This is a genomic window from Pseudomonas sp. R3-52-08, assembly GCF_003851745.1.
In the GTDB taxonomy this organism is placed as follows: domain Bacteria; phylum Pseudomonadota; class Gammaproteobacteria; order Pseudomonadales; family Pseudomonadaceae; genus Aquipseudomonas.
The window spans coordinates 5,162,005-5,188,312 of record NZ_CP027730.1; the positions used below are offsets into that span (position 1 = coordinate 5,162,005).

A 26,308-nucleotide genomic window follows, 5' to 3' on the forward strand; every position below is an offset into this window, starting at 1 on the left:
AGGAAAGTGTACGTTTTTTGATCAGGCAGCTGCGCCTTCGTCGGGTAGAATGCTCGGCCTATTCACAGCACCGTAGCCCTGCCCATGCCTCAGACCTCTCCCCACACTGTCTCTATCATCGGCGGCGGCCCTGCCGGGCTGATGGCCGCAGAAGTCCTGAGCCGGGCGGGCGTGCGCGTGGAGCTGTACGACGGCATGCCTTCAGTGGGGCGCAAGTTCCTGCTGGCCGGCGTGGGCGGCATGAATATCACCCACTCCGAGGCCTACCCGGCGTTCCTCTCACGCTATGCCGAACGCGCGCCGCACATGGCGCCGTTGTTGCGCAGCTTTGGTGCCGATGCGTTATGCGAGTGGATTCATGGCCTGGGCATCGAAACCTTTATCGGCACCTCCGGCCGCGTATTTCCTACGGACATGAAAGCCGCGCCGCTGCTGCGTGCCTGGCTCAAGCGCCTGCGTGAACAAGGTGTGGTTATCCACACCCGGCATCGTTGGCTGGGGTGGAATACCGAAGGTGATTTACTTATCCACAGCCCGGAGGGCGAGAAAACCGTGCGCAGCGCTGCGGTGCTCCTGGCCTTGGGCGGCGGCAGCTGGTCGCGCCTGGGCTCCGATGGCGCCTGGCTCAATTTATTCGAAGAGCGTGGCGTGCCCTATGTGCGCCTGCAGCCGAGCAACTGCGGTTTCGAGGTGTCGGCGTGGAGCGACTTGATGGTCAGCAAATTCGCCGGGGCGCCGTTGAAAAACGTCGCCATTGGGCTGGGCGACGATAAACCTCGCCTGGGCGAATGCGTAGTGACGACCACCGGTATCGAAGGCAGCCTGATCTATGCGCTGTCGGCGCCGATTCGGGAAACGATCAACCGCGACGGCGCCGCCACCGTGCATATCGATCTGCTGCCGAGCAAGCCGTTGCACAAGGTGCAGGCGGCACTGGCCAAGCCGCGCGGGTCGCGGTCGATGAGCAAGCATTTGCACAGTCAACTGGGCCTGGATGGGGTCAAGGCGGCGCTGCTGCGCGAGCTGGCTCCTGCTGAGCACTTCAATGACCCGGCGCAGTTGGCGGTGGATATCAAGGCGTTGCCGTTGAAACTGGTCAGGACGCGGCCACTGGATGAAGCCATCAGCACGGCCGGCGGTGTGCCGTTCGAAGCGCTGGATGAGCGGCTGATGCTCAAGCAAATGCCGGGCGTGTTTTGTGCCGGGGAGATGCTGGACTGGGAGGCGCCGACCGGGGGGTATTTGCTGACGGGGTGTTTTGCCAGCGGCCGGGCGGCTGGGCTTGGGCTGTTGGAGTGGCTTAACCGCTGAGAGGGGTGGTGGATTCGAAGCCGCCATCGGGGGCAAGCCCCCTCCCACATTTTGATTTGTGAATACAGTCAAGTGTGGGAGGGGGCTTGCTCCCGATGAGGCCATCAGCCACACCGCAAAATCACTTCTTCTTACGCGGCCCCGTGTTAAAAACCGGCACCTTGCGCACCGGCTTGATCGAAGGCTCCGCCGGCGCCACGTCGCCGCTTTCCACCCACTTGCCCAAATTGCGCTTACCACCGCCACCCGACGTCTTGGGCTTCTTCGGCTTTTTCGGCTTCTTCACCACCTGCCCGCTGGCATCGGTATCCGGCACGCGGTGTTCCGGTTCGAAGTCCGGTTCCATGTTGCGGGTCAGGGTCTGGCGGGTCAGCATCTCGATCGCCGAGAGCATGTTCACTTCATCGGCGCACACCAGCGAAATCGCCTCACCGGTGTTGCCCGCGCGACCGGTGCGGCCGATGCGGTGGATGTAGTCTTCCGCGACGATCGGCAGGTCGAAATTGACCACCAGCGGCAAGTCTTCGATGTCCAGGCCACGGGCCGCCACGTCGGTGGCGACCAGGATCTGCACGTCGCTGGCCTTGAAGCGGTCCAGCGCACGCTGGCGGGTGGCCTGGGGTTTGTCGCCATGGATGCCGTCGGCGTTGATGCCCAGCCCCTGCAACTTATCCACCAGCGCATCCACGCCGTTGCGGGTTTTGGCAAACACCAGCACCTGCTTCCAGCGGCCCTTGCGCATCAGGTGCACGAACAACTCCGCCTTGCGCTTTTTATCCACCGGCACCACCCACTGTTTCACGGTGTTGGCGGCAACGTTACGCGGGCTGACTTCGATGCTCAGCGGGTCATTGAGCATCTGCCCGGCCAGCAGGCGGATGTCGTCGGAGAAAGTGGCGGAGAACAGCAGGGTCTGGCGCTTTTTCGGCAGCATGCGGTAGATGTTGGCAAGCTCTTCGGAGAAGCCCAGGTCGAGCATGCGGTCGGCTTCATCCAGCACCAGGGTTTGCAGCTGATTGAGTTTCAGCGCGTTCTGGCGGAACAGGTCGATCAGTCGACCGGGCGTGGCAACCAGAATGTCCACGCCCTTGCGCAGCTTCATCATCTGCGGGTTGATGCTCACGCCGCCATACACCGCGTAAGTGGTCAGCGGCAGGTGCTGGGCGTATTCGGCGACGCTGGCGTGAACCTGCTCGGCCAGTTCGCGGGTGGGGCACAGGATCAGCGCACGCGCCGAATTGGCGGCGACTTTCGGCCCTTCCATCGTCAGCAGCTGCAGCAGCGGCAAGGCAAAGCCGGCGGTCTTGCCGGTGCCGGTCTGGGCCGCGGCCATCAGGTCACGACCGGCCAGCACCGCCGGAATGGCTTGCGCCTGCACCGGCGTCGGGGTCTGGTAGCCAAGCGTCTCAAGGGCGCGCAGCAAGGGTTCGATCAGGCCAAGGGAGGCGAAAGTCATGTGTTTACCGTAGGAAAAATTCAGCGCAAGGTCGCAATTGCGCCGCAGTTTACCTTATTTCCGCCTTCGGCTTGCGCCACTGGGGCAGGCTGATCAGCAGCACGGCGCTGATGATCACCAACATCGCCAGGGCTTCTTCCAGGCCGATGGACTCGCCAACGAACACAATCCCCAGCAGCACCGCCACGGCGGGGTTCACATACGCATAGCTGGTCGCCGCCGCCGGACGCACATGCTTGAGCAGGTACATGTAGGCGTTGAAGGCGATGATCGAGCCAAACACCGTCAGATAGGCCAGGGCCAGCCAACCCTCCAATGGCGGCATCGCCTGCAAGTGCTCACCCGACACGCCGCTGACGATCAACAATGCCACGCCAGCCACCAGCATTTCAGCAGCGCTCGCCATCGCGCCCTGGGGCAGCGGCAAGTGGCGGCTCCACACCGAACCGAACGCCCAGGAAGCCGCCGCCATCAACAGCAACACCGCGCCCATCGGGCTCGATTGCAGAGTGCTGCCCATATTCAGCATGGCGATGCCGATAATCCCCAGAATCACCCCGGCCCATTCCAGCCGCGTATTACGCGCGCCCCAGAAAAAACCGAACAACAAGGTAAACAACGGCACCGTCGCCACCGCCAACGCGGCCACGCCGGACGACACGCCCATATGTTCCGCCACGCTGACGCCGCCATTGCCCACGGTGAGCAGCAAAATGCCGATCATCCCGGCCGCCTTCCACTGCGCCCACGTCGGCGCGGGTGCGCCACGCCACCTGAGGTAGCCATACATCAACGCGCCCGCCGTGCAAAACCGAATCCCCGCCAGTAACAACGGCGGCCAGTACTCCACGCCGATGCGAATCACCAGGTAAGTGGAACCCCAGATCACATACAACGCAAAAAAGGCGGCGATCAACGGTAAGGGAAAGCGACGTGTGCCAGGCATTGGGCGGCTCTATGGCAGGAAATGGGAGGCTTATTCTAGAAAGGCAAGTGGATAAACATAAGTTACAAAACCTGTTTAAAGAGCCCATACACTTTTCAAAGCATGGTTATGGAGGCTATAAACCGTGCTTTCGAAAGCCACGCGTAACCTGCGACCCGTGCGTGATCATGCAAGCAGCAGTGGGCACCATGCCGCAGTTGAAGACCTGATTAATCGGGTGGCGAAGTTCGGGTTCAGCAAGACTTCGATTATTTTGTCCAGCGCCATAGAGCGGCGCGTGCCGCTGAGGCAATTGGAAGGGAATGGCAAACATGGCGGTTAAACAGCTGCAATTTCAGCAGGTCATTAGTCTCAGCCATCCAATCAACCCGCGCATCCCGCTGTGGCCTGGCGACCCGCCAGTGGCGTTCGCGGACGTTGCTTCATTGGAGCGGGACGGCTATTACCTGCGCCGCTTCAGCATGGGCGAACACAGCGCCACTCATATGAATGCGCCGAAGAGCTTTTATACCGATGGAATGGGGATTGAGGGTTACTCGGCAGAAGCGCTGGTGCGGCCAGCGGTGGTGATCGATGTGCGCAGTAAAGCCATGGCCGATCCGGATTACCAAGTCAGCCCGCAGGATATCCACGCTTGGGAACACCAACACGGCCCTATCGATACGGGTTCGGTGGTGCTGGTGTACACCGGGTGGCAACACCTCTGGAACGATCCGACCGCCTTTTTCGGCCACGACGCGCAAGGCTCGCACTTTCCTGGGATTGGCGAGGCAGCCATTGGCTTTTTGCTGGAGCACCGCCAGATTGCCGGCGTGGGCATTGATACCCATGGCGTGGATTATGGGCAAAGCAGCACGTTTGCAATCAATCACGCGGTACTGGCCGAAAACGGGATTGTGTTGGAGTGCCTGACCCAGCTCGACCGACTTCCGGCTACTGGGGCAACTCTGGTTATCGGGGTATTGGCGCTTGAAGATGGCTCGGGGTCACCGGCCTCGGTGATGGCCTTTATTCCCTGACATCATCGCTGCCTACACCGACCGCCCACAGGTGACCGCGTGTAGGCCGGGCAACGCCGACGACCGTGGGAGGGGGTTGCTTCCGATGGCGTCAGTGGCTGCGCTTGGCTATAGACGGGAGAATGGCAATCCAGAAAAGTCTGACGAGACAGGCGGACTATGCCTACTGACCATTCAGAAAGCAGATAAAGCCCCCAGAAAAAAGCCGACGTTTCTATGGCCAGCAAGACCGATCCCTTTCATTTGCGGGACGTTTCCGAGAGAATCCCACGGCCTTGTTTCCGTCGGATTCGGTAGCTAGTCTCGCCCTGTCATCGAATGTTCGGTGACCGGACGTGCAAGTCCGATGGCAAGCAAGATCATAAATAAACCTACAGCTGATATGCCTGTTATGGCGGCTGTGCGTGGGAGGCCTTCGGGCCTGCTGGGTTTGGATCCTTGCCCCGGTCTTGCACACCTACGTACAGTTGCCACCCTATTCGCGTGCAAGCGAACGGTGTCGACTTCTTCCAGCAAGGAGCTCCACCATGATCAAAGTCACCCCCGATCCACCGAAGTCCAAAGCCGACTTCCTCAGCGAAGACGCCCTGCTCCACCGTCGCGCCATCGACTACTACCTCAAAGCGTCCGCCCCGGATGCGCCCACTTTTATCCTGAATGACAACCTGAGCTTCGAAGAGGCCCTGGCCCATGCGGCGGATTTGTTGCATTGCGCGGTGGAGACGGCGCACGCGTCGAGTGAGTTGATGAAGGCGCCGCAGCGGGCGGTGATGCATTTGGTGGAGATGGCGAAGGGCGTGGTGGATCAGGCGTTGGAGTGCACGCAGGCTCCATAGGCGACGCATCACCAAATGTGGGAGGGGGCTTGCCCCCGATGGCAGTGGGTCAGCTACACATAAGCTGGCTGACCCACCGCTATCGGGGGCAAGCCCCCTCCCACATTTGGAGCTTCAGTGTTCTTGAAACCGCGCCCAGGCTCAGAACCCGCGATGCTTCTTCAAATGCTCATTGATCTTCGCCGCCGGCACTTTCTGCAAGGTGCACAGCAAGTCATGTGACAGCTCACGCAGGCCATGGGTCTGGCGCAGTTCCTGGGCCAGGTGCGCGGTGAGGTTGGCGGCCATTTCCGCGTCCGCCAGCGCCCGGTGAGCCTTGCCGGTGTGGGGCAGTTGGGCGTAGGTGTTGAGGGTGCCGAGCTTGTGATTCGGCGCCGAAGGCATCAACCGACGCGCCAGCAATAAAGAACAGGCGAATTTCTGCAGGCGGGTGCGGCGGATCAGGCTCAGCTCAAAGTCCCAGAACTTCTGGTCGAACGCGGCGTTGTGCGCCATCAACGGCGTGGTGCCGACGAACTCGTTGACCTCGTTCATCACGCGCTCGGCCGGCGGCGCGCTGCGCAGCATGGCGTTGCTGATGCCGGTGAGTTGTTCGATAAAGCCCGGCACGCGTACGCCGGCATTCATCAGGCTCTGGTAGCGGTCGACGATTTGCCCGCGCTCAAGGATGACCACGCCAATTTCCGTGGCCCGGCAGTGGCTGCTCGGGGTGATGCCGGTGGTTTCAAAGTCGATGACCGCTATACGTTCCAAACCTGTTCCAACTCCGTCTGACAATTAAGTGAGCCACAGCGCTTATTTAAGCAGCAACGCGCCTTCGATCGGCACGTAGCGGCTGGCGGCGCGTATCAGTGAGTTGGCCGTCAGCCCCGGCACGCCGTAGGCCACGGCCTGCACGCCATGCTTGTGGATGATGCGGTCGAGCAGCATGTCGAAATCGCCATCGCCGGAGGCCAGCACCACTTCGTCGACGTTTGCGGCGGCGTCCATGATGTCGATGGTGATGCCGACGTCCCAGTCGCCCTTGGCCGAGCCGTCACTGCGCTGGATGTAAGGCTTGAGCTTCACGGTAAAACCGAGGTTGCGCAGGATCTGCTGGAACTGCTGCTGTTTGCTGTCGCCACGGTCGATGGCGTAGGCGTACGCCTCCACGATCTGCCCATGGGCACTGATATCCGCCCACAGCGCGGCGTAGTTGAAATGGCAGCCATAGGCCTGGCGAACGGTGTAATAGAGGTTTTGCACATCGGCGAACACTGCAATTTTCTTCACCGCACTTCCTCAATGACCGCCAGGCGCCAGCGCCCGGAAAGGGTGCCAGTATGCCAGCCAAGGGAAGCTTTCCGGGAAAAAATCAGACCGGAGCGCCGTAGCGCCCCGGCCGGGCGTGTCAGACGAAGGAATCGTCATCGCCAAAGGAGGAGGAATCGTCGGAATAATCGCTGTCGGCGAAGCTGTCCGCGTTGTTGCTGCCCCAGCTGTCATTACCCGCGAACTTCTGGTCATCATTGCCCCAGCCACCTTGATCACTGGCAGGCGCCGGTTGCTCGATGATCTCTTCCACCACCTGCGGCTGCTGGTTGTGGTGGAACAGGCTGCTGATGCCTTCGGCGAGCAACACACCACCGGCCACGCCGGCGGCGGTTTTCATCGCGCCACCCAGGAACCCGCTGCCCGCAGGCGCGGCGACGGCCGCTGGTTGCGGCTGTTGATAGTTCTGTTGCGGTGCCGGCTGGTTGAAGGCTGGTCGCGCCGGTTCACGCCAACCGCCGCCCGCGTTGCTCGGCGCAGGCTGCGCATCGCGCGAACCGCCGCCGCCAAAGATGCTCGAGAGAAACCCGCCACCGCTCGCCGGAGCCGCTGGCGCGGACTTGGCGCGCTGCAGCTCTTCCTGCAATTGCTGGATCTGCTGGGCCTGCTGCTTGTTTTGCGCATCGAGGCTCTGCAGCGCGTGTTCCTGCACCAGCAGCGACTGGGTCATGTAGTAGCCGGCGGCCGGTTGGCGAGTCATGTGTTCCTTGATCCGCGCTTCGGCCTGGGCGTCGCGGGGGGCTGAGTCCGTTTCGGCTTGCTGCAACCGTGAAAACAGTCCGTCGATCAGGGTTTGTTCTTCGCTGTTCATGGCGACCTCGTTAGATTGCCGGTAAAAATCAGGGTCCCGCCTGGCGTCAGGCAAGGTACGCCCTAGTTATGGGGCTGTTACCAATTGTTTCAATGGTCTTTACGCAAGGTTTACGTTTGCTTGCCCAGGCCCGCTATCGGTTAAAGTGTGCCTCTGCTTTTTCGGCCTGTGATGACTCTGATGAATCCGCTAGACGTGCTGCGCGACTCCTTCCGCTTCACCCAACGCAACCTGGGCGCCATCGTCCAGCTGTGCCTGCCGCTGGTAATCCTCGAAGCCCTGCTGCAACAAGTGCTCGACCACACGCTGGGCCCGGATGCCTTCAGCGGTTACAGCGTGGTGGTGGGATTGCTCGTGTACCCGTTGTACACCGGCGCGCTGATCCTGTTTCTCGACGCGCGCACCCGTGGCGAGTCGCCACGCACCAAGGACGTGTGGGCCATGGCATTGGCGATGTGGCCGCGCTTCGCCCTGCTGACCGCCATGAGCACGCTGCTGATTCTGCTCGGGCTGTCGCTGTATTTCCTGCCGGGCCTGTGGCTGATGGTGGTGCTGGCGTTTGCCGAGTACCTGCTGGTTTTGCGCGGCATGTCGGCGCTTGAAGCGATGAAGGAGAGCCTGCGCCTGACCCGTGGGCACTTCTGGCGAATCCTGGTGTGCCTCTTGTGCGTGATGACCCCGCTGTGGCTGCTCAAGGGCGCGAGCGTGGCGGCCTATCCCGAACCCGCGCCATTGCTGGGGCTGTTGATGGACAGCGCCCACAGTTTCCTGCAGCTGTTCACCAGTGTGGTGCTGTTCCGTTTATTCATGTTGATCGGTGGCGACGCCGACGTGCGGTGATATGCTCCGTGCCCATCCTGAAACGCACATAAGCCGAGCCGATGACCCGTTTATTGCGCATCACCCTGTTGAGCCTGCTGCTGATTGCGGGCCTGCTGACGGCCCTGGTCTACAGCCTGACCTGGCGCCCCGTCGCCAAGGAAACCCTGCCCGTCAGCTGCGTCGCGCCGCGTGCGCCGACCCTGCTGCCGGGGCAGGCACTCAAAGTGATGACCTGGAATGTGCAATACCTGGCCGGCAAGAACTACGTGTTCTGGTACGACACCGCCGACGGCAGCGGCCCGGACGAGCGCCCCACGGTTGAAGACATGGCCTTCAGCCTTGACGAAGTGGCGCGGGTGATCCGCGACGAACAGCCCGACATCCTGCTGTTGCAGGAACTCGACGAAGGCGCAAAGCCCTCCCATTATCAGGATCAGCTGGCCCTGTTGCAGGAGCGCCTGGTCGACCTTTACCCCTGCAGCGCCCAGGCCTTCGACTGGAAAGCTGATTTTGTGCCCAACTTGCGTATCTTCGGCAGCGTCGGCCGCAAATTGGCGACCCTGAGCCGCTACCAGATCGAACACGCCGAGCGCCTGCAATTGCCGACCCCGCAGGCCAATTTCATCAGCCGCCAATTCCAGCCCAAGCCTGCCCTGTTGTTGACTTACCTGCCGCTGAGCGACGGTGGCCAACTGGCGGTGCTCAATACGCGCCTGGACGGCGGCATGCCTGGACGCAGCGCCGTGCGGGAGCAAGTGCAGGCCACCGTGAAGTTGTTGGATAAACTGGAAGGTCGTGGCACGCCCTGGGTGATTGGCGGGGATTTCAATGCGCTGCCGCTGGGCCAGTTCCTGCGCCTGGATGCGCAAAAACGCGGCCAATATTCGCCGGACAGTGAGCTGCATCTGCTGTGGGACAAATACCCGATGATCCCGAGCAACAGTGAATCCAGCGGGATCGACCGAGAGAAATGGCTGACGCACTTCCCCAACGATCCAAGCCTCGAAGGGCCGGACCGTACGCTGGATTACCTGTTCTACAGCGCCCGGATCAAGCGGGTGGCGGCCAAGGTAAGGCAGGAAGACACGTTGCGTATTTCCAACCATTTGCCGGTGATTGGCCGGTTCCTGCTGCCTGCCGCGCAATGACCCCCAGCTTTTCAACACCTAGGCATGCAGCGGCTTAAGCCACTCAAGGCTGGCAACAGTGGTGCCGGATGGGCGGTATTCACAGCCGATCCACCCTGGGTAGCCACGCTGCTCCAGCGCCGCGAACAAGGCGGCAAAGTCCATGTTCCCGGTGCCCGGCTCATGACGCCCCGGGTTGTCGGCGATTTGTACATGGACGGTCCTGTCGTAAAACTGCGCCAGCACCCCGGCTGCGTCGCCGGTCAACAGCTGAGCATGGTAAAGATCCAGAATCAGTCCGACACTCGTAAAGGTTTCCAGCACCTGTTGGGCCTTGCTGAAGTCGGACATGTAATAGCCTGGCATCGCCTGCGGGCTGATCACTTCAATCAGCGTTCGCAAACCCTGATCTTCGAGGTACTTGACCGCGTATTCCAAGTTACTTGCATAGGCAGGCGCGCTCTCATCCTGGGGCGTGGTCACGCCAGACATGATGTGCACATCCGGGCAGTTCAGCGCCTTCGCATAGCGGGCCGCCTCGCGCAGCCCATCGCGAAATTCCTGCTCCTTGCCCTGCAAGGCAGCGATGCCTTTGGTAACACCAGCCGGTGCTGCGAACTGAATCAACGGCAGGTTGTATTGGGCCAGGTGGTCGGCGAGCAGGCTCGCGTCGAATTCATAGGGCGATGGGAACTCCACCGCCCTGAAACCGGCAGCGGCAGCGGCTTCGATGCGTTGCAGAAAAGGCAATTCGTTAAATTGAAAACCGAGGTGAGCATTGAATTTGAGCATGGGTAAATATCCATCCTGGGAATAAACAAATCATCAGCCTGGAGCCTCCTTCGCGGCTCCAGCGCCAAGCTATCGAAAGTGGTCAGTGCAAATACTCATGCTCTTCGTATGGTATTTTCCCACTCCAGTGCGGTGGGGGCATCTGCCCCGACGGGAACGGACTGAAGCTAACCATTCGGAATAAAACCTGTGATCAAGAAAGACCTCGCCCTGCAGTTGGCCCCACGCGTCATCGACATGGTTCGCGCCCGTTCGATGAAAGCCGGTGAGCCCTTGCGCGAGCAGATATTTGCGCAAGCGCTCGGGGTGTCGCGCTCGCCGATCCGGCGGGTTTTTGCTTTGCTCGCCCAATGGGACATTGCCATTCAGGAGCCCAATCGTGGCTACTTCCTCAAACAAGGTGCCGGGCAGATTCAGGAAGCCGCAGTCCCTTGCGCCAGCGATCCTTTCGAGGACTTTTACCTGCGTGTGGTAGACGACATCCTGAGCGGGGAAATACCTGCGCACTTTTTCGAAGCGCAGTTGTTGCGGCGTTACGAGGTGCCCCGGGGGCAGTTGCTCAAGGTGCTGAACAGGCTGGCCAGCGAAGCCATGGTGGAGCGTAAGCCGGGCCAAGGGTGGGGCCTCAAGGACTTCGTGCATAACACGCAGGCGCACATTCAAAGCTACCGTTTCCGAATGGCCATCGAACCGGCGGCGCTGCTTGAGCCCGGTTACCAGATCAATCACGCCGCGTTTGCCCAGGCCAGGCAACAGCAACAAGCCCTGATCGACGGTGAGATCCAGACGTTGTCTCGCGCGCAATTGTTCCAGGTGGGCGCCCAGTTTCACGAAATGATCGTGCAATGTTCCGGCAATGTGTTTTTCATCGACGCCATACGCCACCAGAATCAGCTCAGGCGCTTTATGGGCTACAAGGCCAACATCGATCGCACACGTCTGAAGGCGCAATGCCAGGAACACATCCATTTGCTCGACCTCATCGAGTCTGATCGGCGTGAAGAAGCCGCACAGTTTCTCTGGCGCCACCTGGATCAAGTCGGCCGACTCAAGACTGATCAGCGCGTCATGCCAGAAGATAGCCAAATCTAGAGCACTTCACTGACTGCCCATCAGTGCCGTTGCTTCGCCATCACCCCGTCCAATAACGGGCCAAGCAGCCTAACACAATTGTTTCCTATCAAAACAGAATACAAAAAAATCACGAAACAGTTAATTTTTTCACCTTATATTGTATTTCATTACAACAATAGGCAATCATGCGCGCCGCTCGGACACGGATCCGTATCGAATCGCACAGGGATGGTACGTTTCTGAAAGAGCATGGATATTACGTCATCAAGCCTCAAGACCACTCTCTGGAAGCCTTTAGGGAGACCGCCGGCAAGTTCGGGCTGATTCAGTTTCATACCAAGTCCGATAAACATGGTGTGGTGGGCGGTGGAGAGCCAATCAACCAGGACTGGCAACGTTTCAAGGATGATTATCACGGCGAACTGTCGAGCGATTTTTTCCCGCATACCGATGGGACATTCTGGTAATGGATAACCTGCGGGTCCTGCATGCCCGGCATAAATTCATCGATGGCAACCAGCAGAGAAAAACAAGAAGGCTGTGGATCGCTGATGACGCAAGCACCACATTCAAAAATATCCTGGATCAGTCCCCAGTGCGCAGGGCCATGCAGCCCTTTCAGAACTACAATATTGCCCAGTCTGAAACCGCCGAACATTCTTTTATCGAGTACACCTGCGGCATCCACGCCCTATCGAGCAAGTCGCTGCTAAACGCGCGCAAGGAATTTGATAGCGCGTCTGAAGAGCTTTAAGTCCTTCAAGACACCCCATGCTGTGATTCCACGCTTTCAGGTAAACACCCCAGTCATCAAAAAGACTGGGGAGTTACTTACACTCAAGGCTTTCTAGGTTTGATCCGCGCCGTCGCTTCGGCCACCAGCGGATCATCCGGCCAATAATGTTTGGGGTATCGCCCTTTCAAATCCTTCTTTACCTCGGCATAAGTACTGCGCCAGAAGTTCGCCAGGTCCTGCGTCACTTGCACCGGCCGCCGCGCGGGCGACAACAGGTGCAACTTCACCACCTGGCGCCCGCCGGCAATCCGTGGCGTATCCGCCAGCCCGAACAGCTCCTGCAGGCGCACCGCCAGGATCGGCGGGTGTTCGCTGTAGTCCAGGCGTACTGATGAGCCAGACGGCACTTTCACATGCTGCGGCGCCAGTTCGTCGAGGCGCTGGGGCAGTGGCCAGGGCAGCAGGTTGTGCAGGTAGCTGGAAATATCCAGGTTGGCGAAATGGCTCAAGCGCGAGACTTTTCCCAGGTAGGGCATCAGCCAGTGTTCCAGGCCCGCGAGCAAAGCGCTGTCGCTGACGTCGGGCCATTCGCTGGTTTTGCCGGCATCGAGCTGGCGCAGCAGCAGGACGCGTGCCTGCCATTGGCGCAGCTCCGGTGTCCAGGGCAACAGCTCCAGGCCCTTGCGCCGGACCAGATCAACCAGGGCCTGGCTGCGTGTGGCCTCGTCGAGGCCGGTGAGCGCTTCACGACTGAGGACCAGCTCACCGACCTTGCGCTGGCGTTCGGCGCGCAACACGCCTTCGCGCTCGTCCCAGTCGAGCTGGTCGACGTTGCGCACTTGCTCGGCCAGCACCGTGTCGAACAGCGCCGGGTCGAAGGCCGCCGCCAGGTAGATGCGCTCTTCACGCTGGCCCTGGCGACTGCCCAGGTCGGCGATCACCAGCCAGGCGTGTTTCATCAAACTGTCAGCTTCGGCAAACAGTGCGGCGCGCCCATTGGCCAAACGGTATTCGGCGCCACCGGGGCGACGCTGTTGGGCGACGCGGTCCGGGTAAGCCAACGCCAGCAAGGCGCCAAGCCAACGCGGATGATCGGGATCGGCCACCGGTTGGGTGGCCTTGCCTCTTAAATAGCCGCGATATTGGCGGGCCAACTGCTTGGCCCGTTGCACACCACCCTGGGTACCACGGGCGCGCTCTTCGCCGGACAACAGCGCCAGGCGGCTGTGCAAGTCGGCACCGGCGCCGCGCAGGATATCGCGCTCACCCAGCAACGCCGCGACATCGCAAGCCATCGCGGCGAGGCCCAGGTCCTGTCCGCGCAGCAGCAAGTGGGCAATACGCGGGTGGGCCGGCAACTCGGCCATCTTCTGGCCATGGGCGGTGAGTGTGTCGTCATTCAAGGCGCCGAGGCGCACGAGTAAATCCTGGGCCTGGGCGTAGGCGGCGGTCGGTGGCCGGTCCAGCCACACCAACTGCGCGGGCGTGACGCCCCAGCGCGCCAGTTGCAAGGCCAGGCCGGCGAGGTCGGCGGCGAGAATTTCCGCGCTGCCATAGGCGGCCAGCCCTTCATGCTGGTCCTCGGACCACAGGCGATAACACACCCCCGGTTCCAACCGCCCTGCCCGGCCGGCACGCTGGGTGGCGCTGGCGCGGGAGATGCGCTGGGTGTCGAGGCGCGTCATGCCGCTGCCGGGGTCAAAGCGCGGCACCCGCGCCAGCCCGGCGTCGATGACCACGCGCACGCCGTTGATCGTCAGGCTGGTCTCGGCGATGTTGGTGGCCAGTACCACTTTGCGTTGACCGGCGGGCGCGGGGTCGATGGCGGCGCGTTGGGCATTGAGGTCGAGCTCGCCGTGCAGCGGGCACAGCAAAACGGTGTGGCGATCCCCCAAGGCGTCGGCCAGTTGTTGATGCACTCGGCGAATCTCCGCCTGCCCCGGCAAAAACACCAGCACGCTGCCGGTCTCGTCATGCAGGGCTTCAAGGATTGTCTGCACCACCCGCGGCTCGATAAATTCCCCCGCCTGATACGGCCGCCCCCAGCGCATCTGCACCGGGAACATGCGCCCTTCGCTGCGCAGGATCGGCGCATTATCCAGCAGCTCGGCCAGGCGCTCGCCTTCAAGGGTGGCGGACATCAGCAGGATTTTCAGCGGTTGGTCGTCGCGAAACAACTCGCGGCCGTTGAGGCTCAGGGCCAGCGCCAGGTCGGCGTCGAGGCTGCGCTCGTGGAACTCGTCAAAGATCAGCAGGCCCACGCCGTCCAGCGCCGGGTCGTCCTGCAGGCGCCGGGTGAGGATGCCTTCGGTGACCACTTCTATGCGAGTAGTGGGGCCGACCTTGCTGTCGAGGCGAATGCGGTAGCCGACCGTTTCACCGACCTTCTCGCCCAACTCGCTGGCCAGGCGCTCGGCAGCGGCCCGCGCGGCGAGGCGCCGGGGTTCGAGCATCAGGATGGTTTGCCCGGCGAGCCACGGCTCATTCAACAAGGCCAGGGGCACGCGGGTGGTTTTACCGGCGCCGGGGGGCGCTTCCAGCACGGCTTCATGGCGAATCGCCAAGGCGTCACGCAGGGCGGGTAAAACATCATCAATCGGCAACGAATTCATACTGGCTCCAAAGCAGAGCGGCGAGTATAACGGCGAACTGCCGGATGCTTGCGCGGGTCTGAATAACATCGTTCCCATACTGAGATCGTTCCCACGCTCTGCGTGGGAATACCGCCCGGAACGCTCCGCGTTCCAATACCTGCGCAAGTTGACGCAAAGCGTCACGGCATGCATTCCCACGCAGAGCGTGGGAACGATCAGGCAGTGCGATATAGTCATTTATCAATTGTGTTCAGGAGACTTTTTCATGCGTATCGCTTCCCGTGTCATTGGCGGCGTCTTGGCCGTCACCCTGCTGAGCCAACTCACAGCCTGCGGTTCGATTTTCTACCCGGATCGCCGTGGCCAGATCGACGGCAAGATCGACCCGGCGATTGCCGTGCTCGATGCGGTCGGCTTGCTGTTTTATGTGATCCCCGGCCTGATCGCGTTCGGCGTCGACTTCGCCACGGGGGCGATCTACTTCGAACCGGGCAAGACCGCCCAGGTCGCGCCGGAAAAACTGCAAGAAGCCATCGGCGCCGACGGCACGGTCGACAACGCCAAGCTGCAAGGCATCATCCAGAAGGAAACCGGGCGCACCCTGCCGCTGGATGACCCACGCCTGATCCAATTCAAGGGCAGCGTGCAACAACTGGCGTCCCTGGGCCTGCAGCCTGCGGCATAAGGACAGCGCCATGACCAGCAGTCCCGAACACGCCAGGCTCCTGCGCCTGGCTACCCGCGCCTCGGTGGGCGTGGCCAGTGCGTTGATCATCACCAAGGCCATCGCCTGGTGGTTCAGTGGCTCGGTGGCCATGCTCGCCGGGTTGACCGACTCGCTGCTCGACGGCGTGACCTCGCTGCTCAATCTGCTGGCGGTGCACTATGCCCTGCGCCCCGCCGATGACGATCATCGTTACGGTCACGGCAAGGCGGAGTCGCTGTCGGGCATGGCCCAGGCGCTGTTTATCGGCGGCAGCGCAGCATTGATCGCCTTCCAGGCCTACCAACGCTTGCAACACCCGGAGCCTGTAGGCGCGCCCTGGCTGAGCATCGGCGTAATCGTGTTTTCACTGGCGCTGACCGTGGCGTTGTTGATGCTGCAACACCGGGTGATCCGCGAAACCGGCTCCAACGCGGTGCGCGCCGATTCGCTGCATTACCGCTCCGACCTGATGCTCAACGGCAGCATCCTGGTGGCGCTGGTGCTCGCCGGTTTTGGCTTCCATCAGGTGGACGCCTGGTTCGGCCTGGGTATCGCCGCCTACATATTGTGGAGCGCCATCCAGATCGCCCGGGAAAGCTTTGCCGTATTGATGGACGAAGAACTGCCGGCGGATATCAGCCAGCATATGCTCGACCTGGCCCGCAGCGTACCGGGCGTGCTGGGCGCCCATGACTTGCGCACGCGGGTTTCCGGCAACCACTGGTTCGTGCAGTTGCACCTGGAGTTGCCAGGTGAATTGACGCTGTCGGTGGCCCACGGCATCAGCGACCAAGCCGCCGATGCCATTCATCAGGCCTACCCGAAGGCCGAGGTGCTGGTGCACGCCGACCCGCAGGAAGTGGTCACCGGCGCCAGCGCTTAATACTGGACCTGATAGCCGCGACTGCTCAGGCAGTTGCCCTGGGCCTGGCGGTAGGTTTGCACCACCGCCGGGTCCGGGGCGTAGGTGGCGGTCTGCGGGTCAAAGCCGCTTTGCTGCGCGGCCCAGCGATAACAATCGTAACCGTCCTGCTGCACCTGAGCCGGGGATTGCCCGTTGGCCGGGTAGGCCACTACGTTATAGCCATTGCCTTGCGGCGCAGGCTGAGGCGCCGGCACCTGCGCCGGCGGTTCCACCACCACGTATTGCTGGGTGTTCTGTTCGTAGGCGTAGTAGGCGCCAGCCGCCAGGAACAATAGCGAACCGCCCACCCAAACTTCACGCGCGTAGTCCGGCAAATACTGCACACGGATGCCATACGGTGGCCTCACCACCACATAGCGCGGGCCTTGCGGGCGATACCAGTAACCGCCGGAGTAGAAGTAATCCTGGCCACGGTAGGGCACGCGGTAATTGCGATCGGGGAACCGGTCGACGACATAGCCTGGACGATATTGCGGGCCTGCCCCCCAACCGTTGCCGTGCCCATCGGGACGCCCCGGCCAGCGGTTGTCGCCGGGACGGCCATGGTCACCAGGCCGCGAACCTGGACCGCCCGCCTCCCAATGTCGGTTGTCGTCGTTACGCCGTGGGATATCGCGGTAATAGCCCTGGCGCGGCTCCTGGGTCTGGCGCACGGTATCGGGCCGCCCCTGGATCGGCAGGTTGTTCGACGGCTGTGGCTGCGGTTGCGGCCGCCCTTGTTCATTCGCCTGCGGGCGCCCCTGCCATTGACCGCCGCCATTCTGGCCGCCGCGATCAATGTGCGGATTCTGCGGGCGTGGCGGGTTATTCTCCGGGCGCCCGCCGCCTTCCGGCCCGCGCTCATGCTGACCGCCGCCGCCCTGTGGGCGCTGCCCCTGGCCCGGTGAGTTATCGCGTTCGTCGGCCACCGCCTGGGCGCCAACGCTGGCCACCAGCAAACCAACACCTGCCATACGCCAGATGCGCTTCATGCTTTTCCTCACTGCGGATTAGGGCTCGATCATGAGACTGGAAAAGCCTCGCCCGGTTCTGAGACAGGTTATCAGTCACGAGAACTATTTTCTTGAACGCAAAGAAAAGGGGTGACCCGTCGGCCACCCCTTGAGAATTTCGTCCTGGCTCAACGCTTTTGACGTTGGCTCACCTCACGCCGTCTTGTGGACAGTGTGCAGCCTGGAGGCCGGCTCAACCCTGCTCGGGTGGCGGCCGCAGCGGGCCTGATTGGGCTCGCTGCGAGTGGACTGTTGTCCAGGCGGTGATTCTGTTGATAAAGATACAGGCCCGGGCCCGACGGATGATTGCGAAGATTGCGTCAATAAACAGTGCTTGCGCAATTTTTAACCCTTCATGGATAATTCACCGCAATAGTTACGACAAAGGCCAACCCAATGAGCAAGCTTGACCGATACGACCTGAGTATTTTGGCGGAATTGCAGCGTGACGCACGGATCTCCAACCAGGAGTTGGCCGAGCGCATCGGCCTGTCGCCTTCGCCCTGCTCGCGCCGGGTCAAGCAATTGGAAGACGACGGCTACATTGCCCGTCAGGTCGCATTGCTTGATCGCAAGATGCTCGGCCTGAGCCTGACCGCCTACGTGTTGATCGGCATGGACCGACATACCCCAGAACGTTTCGAAAACTTCGAAGCGGCCATCCGCACCTTGCCCCAGGTGCTGGAATGCAGCCTGGTGACCGGGATGGACGCCGACTATCAGTTGAAAGTTGTGGTGCCGGATATGGATCACTACCAGAAACTGCTGCTGGGGCATCTGACCCGGATTGAAGGCGTGACCAGCGTGCGCTCAAGCTTTGTGCTCAACCAAGTCTTGAATAGCACCGAACTGCCCCTGACTCACCTGCGCACCTGAGAACACTGAAGTTCAAATGTGGGAGGGGGCTTGCTCCCGATGGCGGTGTGTCAGTCAGTACATGTACCAACTGACACACCGCCATCGGGAGCAAGCCCCCTCCCACAGTTTGATTGCACTTCGATCCAAGTCAATGTTGTGCCTGTGACGCTGCCGTATACTTCCCGCCTGCCTTAGTAGGAAGCCCCATGAACAACATCGACCCCGCCCTGTTCGAAGAATGGATGATGACCGGCCTGGTCACGATCCTGATTATCTTCATGGGCTTTATCGTCTGGGACTTGGCGAAAAAATCCAAGGCCGGGCGCTTTGGCTCGTTCATTCTGTTTTTCGTGCTGGGCCTGGGCGTGGCCGCGTTCATCATTAAGAGCGTAGTGATCGGCCTGATCGAGTCCGGTGCCTTATAAACGCGGCGGTACTGCCTTCCACTGGCCCTGATCGAGGCCTTCGATAGACCAGTCGCCAATCCGTACGCGCACCAGGCGCAACGTTGGCAAGCCCACCGCGGCGGTCATGCGCCGTACCTGGCGGTTACGCCCTTCACGAATCACCAGTTCCAGCCAGTGGGTGGGCACGCTTTTGCGAAAGCGCACGGGCGGGTTGCGTGGCCATAAATCAGGCTCCTCCAACCGCCGGGCCTCGGCGGGCAGGGTCATGCCGTCGTTAAGCTCCACGCCGTCGCGCAGACATTGCAGCTGTGCTTCGGTGGGTTCGCCTTCGACCTGCACCCAGTAGGTTTTCGCCAGCTTATGCCTGGGGTCGGCAATACGCGCTTGTAGCTGGCCGTCGTTGGTCAGCAGCAACAGGCCTTCGCTGTCACGGTCCAGGCGGCCTGCCGGGTAGATACCGGGAATGTCGATAAAGTCCTTGAGGGTCGCGCGCCCGCCTTCGTCACTGAACTGGGTCAGCACATCGAACGGCTTGTTGAACAGGATCAGCTTCGGCTCGGCCGGCGGTGCCTTGGCGACACGGCGCGGGCCCGTATGTGGGGGTTTCACACCAGGGCGGCGCGAATCGGGACGGGTAGGACGGGACATGGCGAAGGAACATCTAACGGTCAGGACCGACAATGCTAGTGGCCTGACCGCTAAATGACCATCCCCACCGCTTAGCGGAACGGCGGCTCGTCGAAGCTGCGCAGTTTGCGCGAGTGCAGCGCGTTGAGTTCGGTACGCAGCAGGTCGACGGCTTCGATACCGATCTTCAAGTGCTGGCTGACGGCCCGCTCATAGAACGCGTTGGCCGAACCCGGCAACTTGATCTCACTGTGCAGCGGTTTGTCCGACACACACAACAACGTGCCGTACGGCACGCGCAGCCGGTAACCCTGGGCGGCGATGGTGCCGCTTTCCATGTCCACCGCCACCGCGCGAGACAGGTTGATCAGCGGCCGCTCCTGGGCCCAGCGCAGCTCCCAGTTGCGGTCGTCGTAGGTCAACACGGTGCCGGTGCGCAGGCGTTTTTTCAGCTCTTCGCCTTTTTCGCCGGTGACGTTCGCCGCCGCTTGCTGAAGCGCCAGCTGCACCTCGGCCAGGGCCGGAATCGGGATGTTCGGCGGTACCACGCGGTCGAGAATCCCGTCGCGACGCATATAGGCGTGGGCCAGTACGTAGTCGCCGATGGTCTGGGATTGGCGCAGGCCGCCGCAGTGCCCGATCATCAGCCAGCAATGCGGGCGCAGCACCGCCAGGTGGTCGGTGATGTTCTTGGCGTTGGACGGGCCCACGCCGATATTCACCAGGGTCACGCCGTGGCCGTCAGTGGCCTGCAAGTGATAGGCCGGCATCTGATAGCGGTGCCAGACCACGCCTGCGGCAATCGCCGACGCTTCGCCGTGGTCCATGCTCTTGTCGATCACCACGTTGCCCGGCAGCACCATGCGGATAAAACGCGGGTCGCTGCGCAGTTGCTCCAGGCCATGCACGATGAACTGGTCAACGTAGCGATGGTAGTTGGTCAGCAGAATCCACGGCTGCACATGGCGCCAGTCGCTGCCGGTGTAGTGCACCAGGCGGCGCAGCGAAAAGTCCACACGGGCCGCGTCGAACAGGGCCAGGGGCAGCGGGTCGGTGTTTTCCCAGTCATAGAGGCCGTCGGCGATGCCATCGGTGGCGGCCGACAAGTCGGTGCTGGGAAACACGCGGGCCAGGGTCGCGGCGGTCACGCCGGAACCGGCCAGCTCATCGCCCTGCTCCACCACGTACGGGTACGGAATGTTCTGCTGGCTGACGCCCACTTCCACCGTCACGGTGAAGTCGTGCATCAGCGGCACCAGTTGCTCCAGCAGGTACTTACGGAAGGCCGCCGGATGGGTGACGGTTACGCTGTAGGTACCTGGCAACTGCACCTTGGCATACGCCCGGGTGGTCTGTGGGACTTCGCCGTGGCAGTGGTAAGTCAGGCGCAGTTCCGGATAGCGAAACAGCGCACGTTGTGCGGCGTCGGGTTCGACGCGGTCCTTGAGGTACTGCTTGAGGGCTTGATTGAGCGCGCCAGTCGCACGCTCATGCAGGGCCGCCAGCCGATCCACGGCCTCTTCAGCGGTTTGAACGACAACAAAAGCTTCGGTCACGGTAAGCATCCTGTGTTCTGGACTTGCAGGCCTTTATCTTGCCTGTATCCCTGCCTCACTGAAACACCAGAGTTGGAATGCCCTTTAAAATGTGGGAGGGGGCTTGCTCCCGATAGCTGAGTATCAGCCACCAGATGTATTGGCTGACACACCGCTATCGGGGGCAAGCCCCCTCCCACATTTTGACCGTGTAGTGTCAGAGAGACTGCGGTGTTGAGCGGGCGACGATGGCTTCCACATCCACCCCGCGCGGCAAGGCGCCGTAGACCCGCCCCGATGACTCACCCAACCGACTGGCCACAAACCCATCGCTGACCGCCCCATTCCCGGCCTCCAGCAACAGCTTGGCCTGCAGCGCCAGGGCAATATCCTCGGTAAGTTGACGTGCGCGGTATTGGATATCCTGGGTGTCCATGAACGCTGACTTCAACCCCTCGATATGCCGCGCCAGCCGGGGGTCGCCATGCCCATCGCCCAGTTCGACAAACAACGCCTCCAGCACACCCGGTTCCTTGGACAATGCCCGCAGCACATCCAGGCATTGCACGTTGCCGGAACCTTCCCACGTCGAATTCACCGGCGCCTCACGGTACAGACGCGGCAGGATGCTGTCCTCGACATACCCGGCGCCGCCCATGCATTCGGCGGCTTCATTGATCATGGCCGGTGCGCGTTTGCAGATCCAATACTTGCCCACCGCCGTCACCAGCCGGGCGAATTTGGCTTCCTGTTCATTGCCCAGGTGATCCAGCGCCCGCCCCATGCGCAGGCTCAAGGCCAAGGCCGCTTCGCTTTCCAGGGCCAGGTCGGCGAGCACGTTCTGCATCAACGGTTGTTCGCTCAATACGCGGCCGCCGACCGAACGGTGGGCGCAGTGGTGGCTTGCCTGAGTCAAGGCCTGGCGCATCAGCGCGCTGGAACCGACCATGCAATCGAAGCGGGTCATGGCGACCATCTCAATGATGGTCGGCACGCCGCGCCCCTCTTCACCGATCATCCAGGCCAGGGCGCCACGGAACTCCACTTCGCTGGAAGCGTTGGAGCAGTTGCCGAGTTTGTTCTTCAACCGCTGGATGTAGAACTCGTTGCGCGTGTCATCCGGGCGATGCCGGGGCAGCAGAAAACAGGTCAGGCCCTTGTCGGTCTGGGCCAGGGTGAGGAAGGCGTCGCACATGGGCGCGGAGCAGAACCACTTGTGGCCGACCAGTTCGTAGGCCTGCCCCGGCCCACCCGCGCCCACCGCGTAGGCGCGGGTGGTGTTGGCGCGCACGTCAGTGCCGCCCTGTTTTTCGGTCATGGCCATGCCGATTGTGGCACCGGCCTTGTGGGCGATGCCGACGTTGCGCGGGTCGTATTGGGTAGTGAGGATCTTCGGCAGCCAGAGGTCCGCCAGCTCCGGTTGCAAGCGCAGGGCCGGGACGCAGGCGAAGGTCATGGTCAGCGGGCAACCGGTGCCCGCTTCGGCCTGGCTGTGCAGGTAAGTCATCGCCGCGCGCGCCACGTGGGCGCCGGATTGCGGATGGGCCCACGGCAGCGACGGCAGGCCGTGCTCGACGGCGGTGCGCATCAGTTCGTGGTAGGCGGGGTGAAACTCCACCAAGTCAATTCGATGACCATACCGGTCATGGCTGCTGAACACCGGCTTGTGCTGGTTGGCCAGGAAGCCGGCCTCCATCAACGGCCCGCCGGCCAGGGCACCATAGGCATCGATGCGCGACTCGGCCCAGCCGGCGCCAAAGCGACGCGCCCACTCTTGCAGGGGCAGGTCGATGCGGTACAGGTTGGTACCGTCCAAAGACGGTGGCTGGTTGGTGACGTCGTGGGTTTCGGCAAACCGGTGCAGGTTCATGACGGGCCTCTTGGAAAAAGGCCACGTGACATCGAGGCCTTGATTTCAGTTAAGCACCGACCCAGGCCTTAAAAAAGTGGCATACGCGCCGAATGTTCGGCGCTTTCGCCCTCTGGTGGACACAGCACGAGCCGCTCCAGCGTCGCCTGCAAAGCCTCGAAACGTACTGGCTTGGCCAAGTGATCGTTCATGCCGATGCCATGGCAGCGCTCACGGTCCGCGACATTGAGCGCGCTGCTCAGGCCGATCACCGGTAACTCACCGCCGCCCGGCAAGGCACGGATCTGACAGCACAATGAGAAGCCGCCCTCAGGCACATCCAGCACCACCGCGTCGAACCTGTGCTCCTGCAACGCCGCCAATGCCGCCGGGCCGCCATCCACGGCCTTGACCCGGTAACCCAGCTTGAGCAGCATGCCGCGCACCGCCAGTTGCGCCACGCTGTTGTCATCCACCAATAACACCGTGCAATCCTGCGGCGCGCGTTGTGCGGGCCGCAACTGTGCGGCGGGCTTGGGCTCGGGCGGCACCGGCTTGACGTCCATTTCCAGCTGGAAGCGACTGCCCTTGCGCGGCTCCGAATGATGGGTGAGGCGACCGCCCATCAGCTCGATCAACTGCCGGCAAATTGCCAGGCCAATGCCCAGACCGCCGTATTCGCGGGTCATCGAGCCATCGAGCTGGAAGAAGCGCTGGTACAGCGTGGCCTCGTCGAGAAAGGCGAAGCCGATACCGGTATCGGTCACGATAAAGCTCAGGCGCAATCCGCCATCCGCCTGGGGGACGCCCACCACGCGTAAGCGCACCGCGCCGTAGTGGGTGAATTTGAATGCGTTGTCCAGCAGGCAATCCAGGCACTGGATCAGTTTGTCGGCGTCGCCCATCACGCGGTCCGGCACGGCATCGGCGACGTCAATGGAAAACGCCAGGCCCTTGGCCTGGGCGCTGGCCGCGAACTGTTGCCGCACGGTTTCCAGCATGCCGCGCAGACCGAACACCTGCGGGCGGGCAGCCAGGCGGCCGGCCTGCAACTCGGTCAGGGTGAGAATGCCGTTGACCATGCGCATCATGTCCCGCGCCGAACCGGCGGCGGTTTGCTGGTACTGCGCCAGGTCATCGTCCAGGGACACGGTTTGCATCAGTTCAAGGGAGCCGATCACGCCGTTCATCGGCGTGCGTAATTCATGGGTCAAAGTGGCAAGGAATTCATCCTTGAGCCGATTGCTGCGGGCCAATTGCTGGTTGAGCACTTCAAGTTTCTGGCTGGCGTCGAACAGGATCTGCGCCTGCTGCTCGCGCATGCCGTTGATGCGGTCGGCCAGGGCCAGGGACAGCAGCGCAACTTCGATGGCCGAGCCGATCTGGCTGGCATACATCGTGAGGAATACGTTGGGCAAGTAGCCCAGCACCATCAGCGTGTTGACTACCCCGCCGAGTAAAAACGCCGACCAGGCAATGATGAAATAGCGCGCCATGCGCTGGCCGCAATACCAGGCCTTGATTGCAGCAATGAAGATGGTCACGGTAAACACCAGGGCCAGGCCGGTGGCCAGGCGCAGGGCCACCGCGTAACTGGTCAACAGCGCCAGCGCCATAACCAACCCGCCACAGGCCGCCAGCGCCAGCAAGATACGGTCGAGCCAGCGGCTGTGTTGCGCGGTGTGCAGGAAGCTGCGCGCGAACAGGCTACCGAACAAGGCGGCCGAGCCGATCAGAAACGGCACCGCCGCGTTCGCCCACCACGGGTTGTTGGGCCAGAAGTACTCCACGGCCACGCCATTGACCGACAGCTGGTACAGGCCGAACGAGGCAATGTAGAGGATGTAATACAGGTAGCTGGTGTCGCGCACGCTCAAATAAATGAACAGGTTGTAGACCAGCATACCCAGCAACACGCCGTAGATAGCGCCCAGCACATAAAGGCGCAGCGGCTGTTCTTCCATATAGGCCGTGCCTGCCCAAAGGGTCAACGGCGCCTGGATCGAGCCTTGGCTCTGCAGGCGCAGGTAGATCGTCTGCTGCTGGCCGGGCAGGAAATTGAGCTTGAACAGGTAGTTGGCCTGGCGCACTTCACGGCTGGAAAACGGTAACGCGCTGCCGGTGCGAGTGGTGAGCCGATAGCTGCCGGTGCCGTCGTTCTGGTAAAGCTCGAGGCGATTGAGTGGCGGGTAAGCGAGCTCCACAAACCATGTCCGCGGGGAGCGGGGGTCAACGGCGGTGTAATGCAGGTTGACCTTTAACCAGAACACCGAGTGCGAATAACCGGCATTGAGGGTGGGTGTGTCATGGGGTTTGAATTGAGCGGCGTAGGCAGGGGAACTGACGTCGGCGATGGTGAGGGTGCCGGTCGGGTCTTCGAGCACTTGCATGACCCGGCCCAGTGGCAGGCTTCGGGTGCTCTGATTGAACTCGGCGGCGCCGGCCAGCAGCGGCAGCCCGCACAATAATAAAATCAGCAAATAGCGCATAGAGCCCCAGCGTGGCCTGTCCGGTTATGGCAAAAAGCTCCCCCGTTCCTTTTGAGAAGACGTACACCGGCAATACAGTAAGTTGTTTGGATCCACTTTAGCATAGCCGGTAAAGGCCATTGGACACCATGGTAACTATTTTTCAGATGGCCCTGGGACGAGGCTTTCAGCGTATTTGCAGAGGATGTTCAGCCACCCCGAAAGCGTCACCCCAGGGCAACATTCCCTCATCGCCGGACGGCCACGCAAAAGGCGTTTGGTGGTAAGCTCGCGCACCATGAATATCTACAGCTCTCGCCCCGTTGTTCTCTGTCTCTCCGGCCATGATCCCAGTGGTGGCGCCGGCTTGCAGGCCGATATCGAAGCCCTGCTTGCCCAGGGCTGCCACGCCGCTGCGGCCGTCACCGCGCTGACCGTGCAAAACACCGTCAATGTCAGTGACTTTCGCGTGCTCGACCGCGAGTGGGTGCTGGCCCAGGCCAACGCGGTGCTCAGCGATTCCAAAGTCGCCGCGGTCAAGCTGGGCATGCTCGGTTCCACTGCGATGGTCGACACCGTGGTCGAATTACTGCAGGCGCACCCGCACCTGCCGGTGGTGTGCGACCCGGTACTGCGCGCTGGCGGCGGTGGCAGCCTGGGCAAGGATGAAGTCGGTTATGCGATGCGCGAGCGGCTGCTGCCCCTGGCGCTGATCGCCACGCCCAACCTGCCCGAAGCCCGCATCCTGGCCGAATTGCCTGACGGCAGCGCCGACGAATGCGCCGAGAAGCTGTTGCCCTACATCAAGCATCTGCTGATCACCGGCGGCCACGGCGACGAGCACGAAGTGCACAATCGCCTGTACAGCCGCGATGGCAGCCGCCATACCTACACGTGCCAGCGTTTACCCGGCAGTTATCACGGCTCGGGGTGCACGCTGGCCAGTGCGCTGACGGGGCGGCTCGCCCAGGGCGAAGGCCTGGCCAGCGCCGTACAGTCGGCGCTCAACTACACCTGGCGCACCCTGCGCGATGCCGAACGACTCGGCCAGGGCCAGTTCGTACCGCGTCGGTTGCCACTGGATTTCTGCTCGTAGTTCACCTTTC

Annotated in this window: 25 protein-coding genes and 1 pseudogene; 14 read left to right on the forward strand and 12 right to left on the reverse strand. The window is 61.9% G+C overall.

The annotated features are described in order from the left end of the window. Nucleotides 1-84 precede the first annotated feature (84 nt). The gene (locus tag C4J91_RS23750; protein ID WP_124364516.1) at nucleotides 85-1,311 is read left to right on the forward strand and encodes a TIGR03862 family flavoprotein; all 1,227 of its coding nucleotides are present in this window, start codon (nucleotides 85-87) and stop codon (nucleotides 1,309-1,311) included. A 121-nt stretch (nucleotides 1,312-1,432) separates the two neighbouring features. Here the strand turns inward: C4J91_RS23750 and C4J91_RS23755 are convergent, their stop codons facing one another. After that, nucleotides 1,433-2,767, reverse strand: coding sequence for a DEAD/DEAH box helicase (locus C4J91_RS23755; RefSeq protein WP_124364517.1), 1,335 nt, complete (start codon nucleotides 2,765-2,767; stop codon nucleotides 1,433-1,435). Nucleotides 2,768-2,816: 49 nt separating this feature from the next. Then, nucleotides 2,817-3,713: a drug/metabolite exporter YedA gene (yedA, locus tag C4J91_RS23760; RefSeq protein ID WP_124364518.1), complete on the reverse strand. Its 897-nt coding sequence runs from the start codon at nucleotides 3,711-3,713 to the stop codon at nucleotides 2,817-2,819. A gap of 140 nt (nucleotides 3,714-3,853) precedes the next feature. Here yedA and C4J91_RS23765 point away from each other — a divergent pair. From C4J91_RS23765 to C4J91_RS23775, 3 genes and pseudogenes are all read left to right on the forward strand, one after another. After that, nucleotides 3,854-4,035, forward strand: a pseudogene (locus C4J91_RS23765) (Lrp/AsnC family transcriptional regulator); the annotation flags it as partial. Continuing rightward, a complete protein-coding gene (locus C4J91_RS23770) occupies nucleotides 4,025-4,732 on the forward strand; it encodes a cyclase family protein (RefSeq protein WP_124364519.1) in 708 nt (235 codons plus the stop codon). The pseudogene C4J91_RS23765 and the gene C4J91_RS23770, both read left to right, overlap by 11 nt. Nucleotides 4,733-5,259: 527 nt before the next feature. Beyond that, complete coding sequence (locus C4J91_RS23775) at nucleotides 5,260-5,568, forward strand: DUF6124 family protein (RefSeq protein ID WP_124364520.1); 309 nt, start codon at nucleotides 5,260-5,262, stop codon at nucleotides 5,566-5,568. Between the two features lie 141 nt (nucleotides 5,569-5,709). Here C4J91_RS23775 and C4J91_RS23780 read toward each other — a convergent pair whose 3' ends face one another. The 3 genes from C4J91_RS23780 to C4J91_RS23790 all read right to left on the reverse strand — a co-directional run bounded on the left by C4J91_RS23780 (nucleotide 5,710) and on the right by C4J91_RS23790 (nucleotide 7,690). Next, nucleotides 5,710-6,321 (reverse strand): PolC-type DNA polymerase III, encoded by a 612-nt coding sequence (locus tag C4J91_RS23780; protein ID WP_124364521.1) that lies wholly within the window; start codon nucleotides 6,319-6,321, stop codon nucleotides 5,710-5,712. Between the two features lie 42 nt (nucleotides 6,322-6,363). Next, nucleotides 6,364-6,840: an NYN domain-containing protein gene (locus C4J91_RS23785; protein ID WP_124364522.1), complete on the reverse strand. Its 477-nt coding sequence runs from the start codon at nucleotides 6,838-6,840 to the stop codon at nucleotides 6,364-6,366. Nucleotides 6,841-6,958: 118 nt separating this feature from the next. Then, the gene (locus C4J91_RS23790) at nucleotides 6,959-7,690 is read right to left on the reverse strand and encodes a DUF2076 domain-containing protein (protein ID WP_124364523.1); all 732 of its coding nucleotides are present in this window, start codon (nucleotides 7,688-7,690) and stop codon (nucleotides 6,959-6,961) included. Nucleotides 7,691-7,870: 180 nt separating this feature from the next. On the opposite strand from C4J91_RS23790, the gene C4J91_RS23795 reads away from it, so the two are divergent. After that, nucleotides 7,871-8,530 (forward strand): YciC family protein, encoded by a 660-nt coding sequence (locus C4J91_RS23795; RefSeq protein WP_124364524.1) that lies wholly within the window; start codon nucleotides 7,871-7,873, stop codon nucleotides 8,528-8,530. Nucleotides 8,531-8,571: 41 nt separating this feature from the next. Continuing rightward, the gene (locus tag C4J91_RS23800) at nucleotides 8,572-9,660 is read left to right on the forward strand and encodes an endonuclease/exonuclease/phosphatase family protein (protein WP_124364525.1); all 1,089 of its coding nucleotides are present in this window, start codon (nucleotides 8,572-8,574) and stop codon (nucleotides 9,658-9,660) included. An 18-nt stretch (nucleotides 9,661-9,678) separates the two neighbouring features. On the opposite strand, the gene C4J91_RS23805 is transcribed toward C4J91_RS23800, so the two are convergent. Beyond that, a complete protein-coding gene (locus C4J91_RS23805) occupies nucleotides 9,679-10,431 on the reverse strand; it encodes a hydroxypyruvate isomerase family protein (RefSeq protein WP_124364526.1) in 753 nt (250 codons plus the stop codon). A gap of 189 nt (nucleotides 10,432-10,620) precedes the next feature. Between C4J91_RS23805 and C4J91_RS23810 the strand changes: the two genes are divergently transcribed. The 3 genes from C4J91_RS23810 to C4J91_RS27920 all read left to right on the forward strand — a co-directional run bounded on the left by C4J91_RS23810 (nucleotide 10,621) and on the right by C4J91_RS27920 (nucleotide 12,259). Next, nucleotides 10,621-11,523: a GntR family transcriptional regulator gene (locus C4J91_RS23810; protein ID WP_124364527.1), complete on the forward strand. Its 903-nt coding sequence runs from the start codon at nucleotides 10,621-10,623 to the stop codon at nucleotides 11,521-11,523. A gap of 167 nt (nucleotides 11,524-11,690) precedes the next feature. Beyond that, the gene (locus C4J91_RS27915) at nucleotides 11,691-11,972 is read left to right on the forward strand and encodes a hypothetical protein (RefSeq protein WP_256681622.1); all 282 of its coding nucleotides are present in this window, start codon (nucleotides 11,691-11,693) and stop codon (nucleotides 11,970-11,972) included. After that, complete coding sequence (locus tag C4J91_RS27920; protein WP_256681623.1) at nucleotides 11,972-12,259, forward strand: hypothetical protein; 288 nt, start codon at nucleotides 11,972-11,974, stop codon at nucleotides 12,257-12,259. Before C4J91_RS27915 ends, C4J91_RS27920 begins: the two co-directional genes overlap by 1 nt. An 83-nt stretch (nucleotides 12,260-12,342) precedes the next feature. Here C4J91_RS27920 and hrpB read toward each other — a convergent pair whose 3' ends face one another. Further along, a complete protein-coding gene (gene hrpB, locus C4J91_RS23820; protein ID WP_124364528.1) occupies nucleotides 12,343-14,853 on the reverse strand; it encodes an ATP-dependent helicase HrpB in 2,511 nt (836 codons plus the stop codon). Nucleotides 14,854-15,100: 247 nt separating this feature from the next. Here hrpB and C4J91_RS23830 point away from each other — a divergent pair, with 247 nt between their 5' ends. Further along, a complete protein-coding gene (locus C4J91_RS23830; RefSeq protein ID WP_124364530.1) occupies nucleotides 15,101-15,520 on the forward strand; it encodes a polyribonucleotide nucleotidyltransferase in 420 nt (139 codons plus the stop codon). Nucleotides 15,521-15,530: 10 nt separating this feature from the next. Next, entirely contained in the window at nucleotides 15,531-16,424 is an 894-nt protein-coding gene (locus C4J91_RS23835; protein ID WP_124364531.1) for a cation diffusion facilitator family transporter, read from the forward strand. Here the strand turns inward: C4J91_RS23835 and C4J91_RS23840 are convergent. Next, nucleotides 16,421-17,437, reverse strand: a complete 1,017-nt coding sequence (locus C4J91_RS23840) for a DUF6515 family protein (RefSeq protein WP_124364532.1) — start codon at nucleotides 17,435-17,437, stop codon at nucleotides 16,421-16,423. The genes C4J91_RS23835 and C4J91_RS23840 overlap by 4 nt on opposite strands. 417 nt (nucleotides 17,438-17,854) lie before the next feature. Between C4J91_RS23840 and C4J91_RS23845 the strand changes: the two genes are divergently transcribed. Both C4J91_RS23845 and C4J91_RS23850 read left to right on the forward strand, forming a co-directional pair. After that, complete coding sequence (locus C4J91_RS23845) at nucleotides 17,855-18,334, forward strand: Lrp/AsnC family transcriptional regulator (RefSeq protein WP_003194418.1); 480 nt, start codon at nucleotides 17,855-17,857, stop codon at nucleotides 18,332-18,334. A 197-nt stretch (nucleotides 18,335-18,531) separates the two neighbouring features. Then, entirely contained in the window at nucleotides 18,532-18,741 is a 210-nt protein-coding gene (locus C4J91_RS23850; protein ID WP_025999909.1) for a DUF2788 domain-containing protein, read from the forward strand. On the opposite strand, the gene C4J91_RS23855 is transcribed toward C4J91_RS23850, so the two are convergent. From C4J91_RS23855 to C4J91_RS23870, 4 genes are all read right to left on the reverse strand, one after another. Then, a complete protein-coding gene (locus tag C4J91_RS23855) occupies nucleotides 18,736-19,371 on the reverse strand; it encodes a pseudouridine synthase (protein ID WP_124364533.1) in 636 nt (211 codons plus the stop codon). The genes C4J91_RS23850 and C4J91_RS23855 overlap by 6 nt on opposite strands. A gap of 71 nt (nucleotides 19,372-19,442) precedes the next feature. Continuing rightward, nucleotides 19,443-20,915, reverse strand: coding sequence for an AMP nucleosidase (gene amn / locus C4J91_RS23860; RefSeq protein ID WP_164484569.1), 1,473 nt, complete (start codon nucleotides 20,913-20,915; stop codon nucleotides 19,443-19,445). A 187-nt stretch (nucleotides 20,916-21,102) separates the two neighbouring features. Continuing rightward, nucleotides 21,103-22,755: an acyl-CoA dehydrogenase family protein gene (locus C4J91_RS23865; RefSeq protein ID WP_124364535.1), complete on the reverse strand. Its 1,653-nt coding sequence runs from the start codon at nucleotides 22,753-22,755 to the stop codon at nucleotides 21,103-21,105. Nucleotides 22,756-22,823: 68 nt separating this feature from the next. Then, entirely contained in the window at nucleotides 22,824-25,223 is a 2,400-nt protein-coding gene (locus C4J91_RS23870) for a hybrid sensor histidine kinase/response regulator (protein WP_124364536.1), read from the reverse strand. A gap of 277 nt (nucleotides 25,224-25,500) precedes the next feature. On the opposite strand from C4J91_RS23870, the gene C4J91_RS23875 reads away from it, so the two are divergent. Then, nucleotides 25,501-26,298, forward strand: coding sequence for a hydroxymethylpyrimidine/phosphomethylpyrimidine kinase (locus C4J91_RS23875; RefSeq protein WP_124364537.1), 798 nt, complete (start codon nucleotides 25,501-25,503; stop codon nucleotides 26,296-26,298). Nucleotides 26,299-26,308 lie beyond the last annotated feature (10 nt).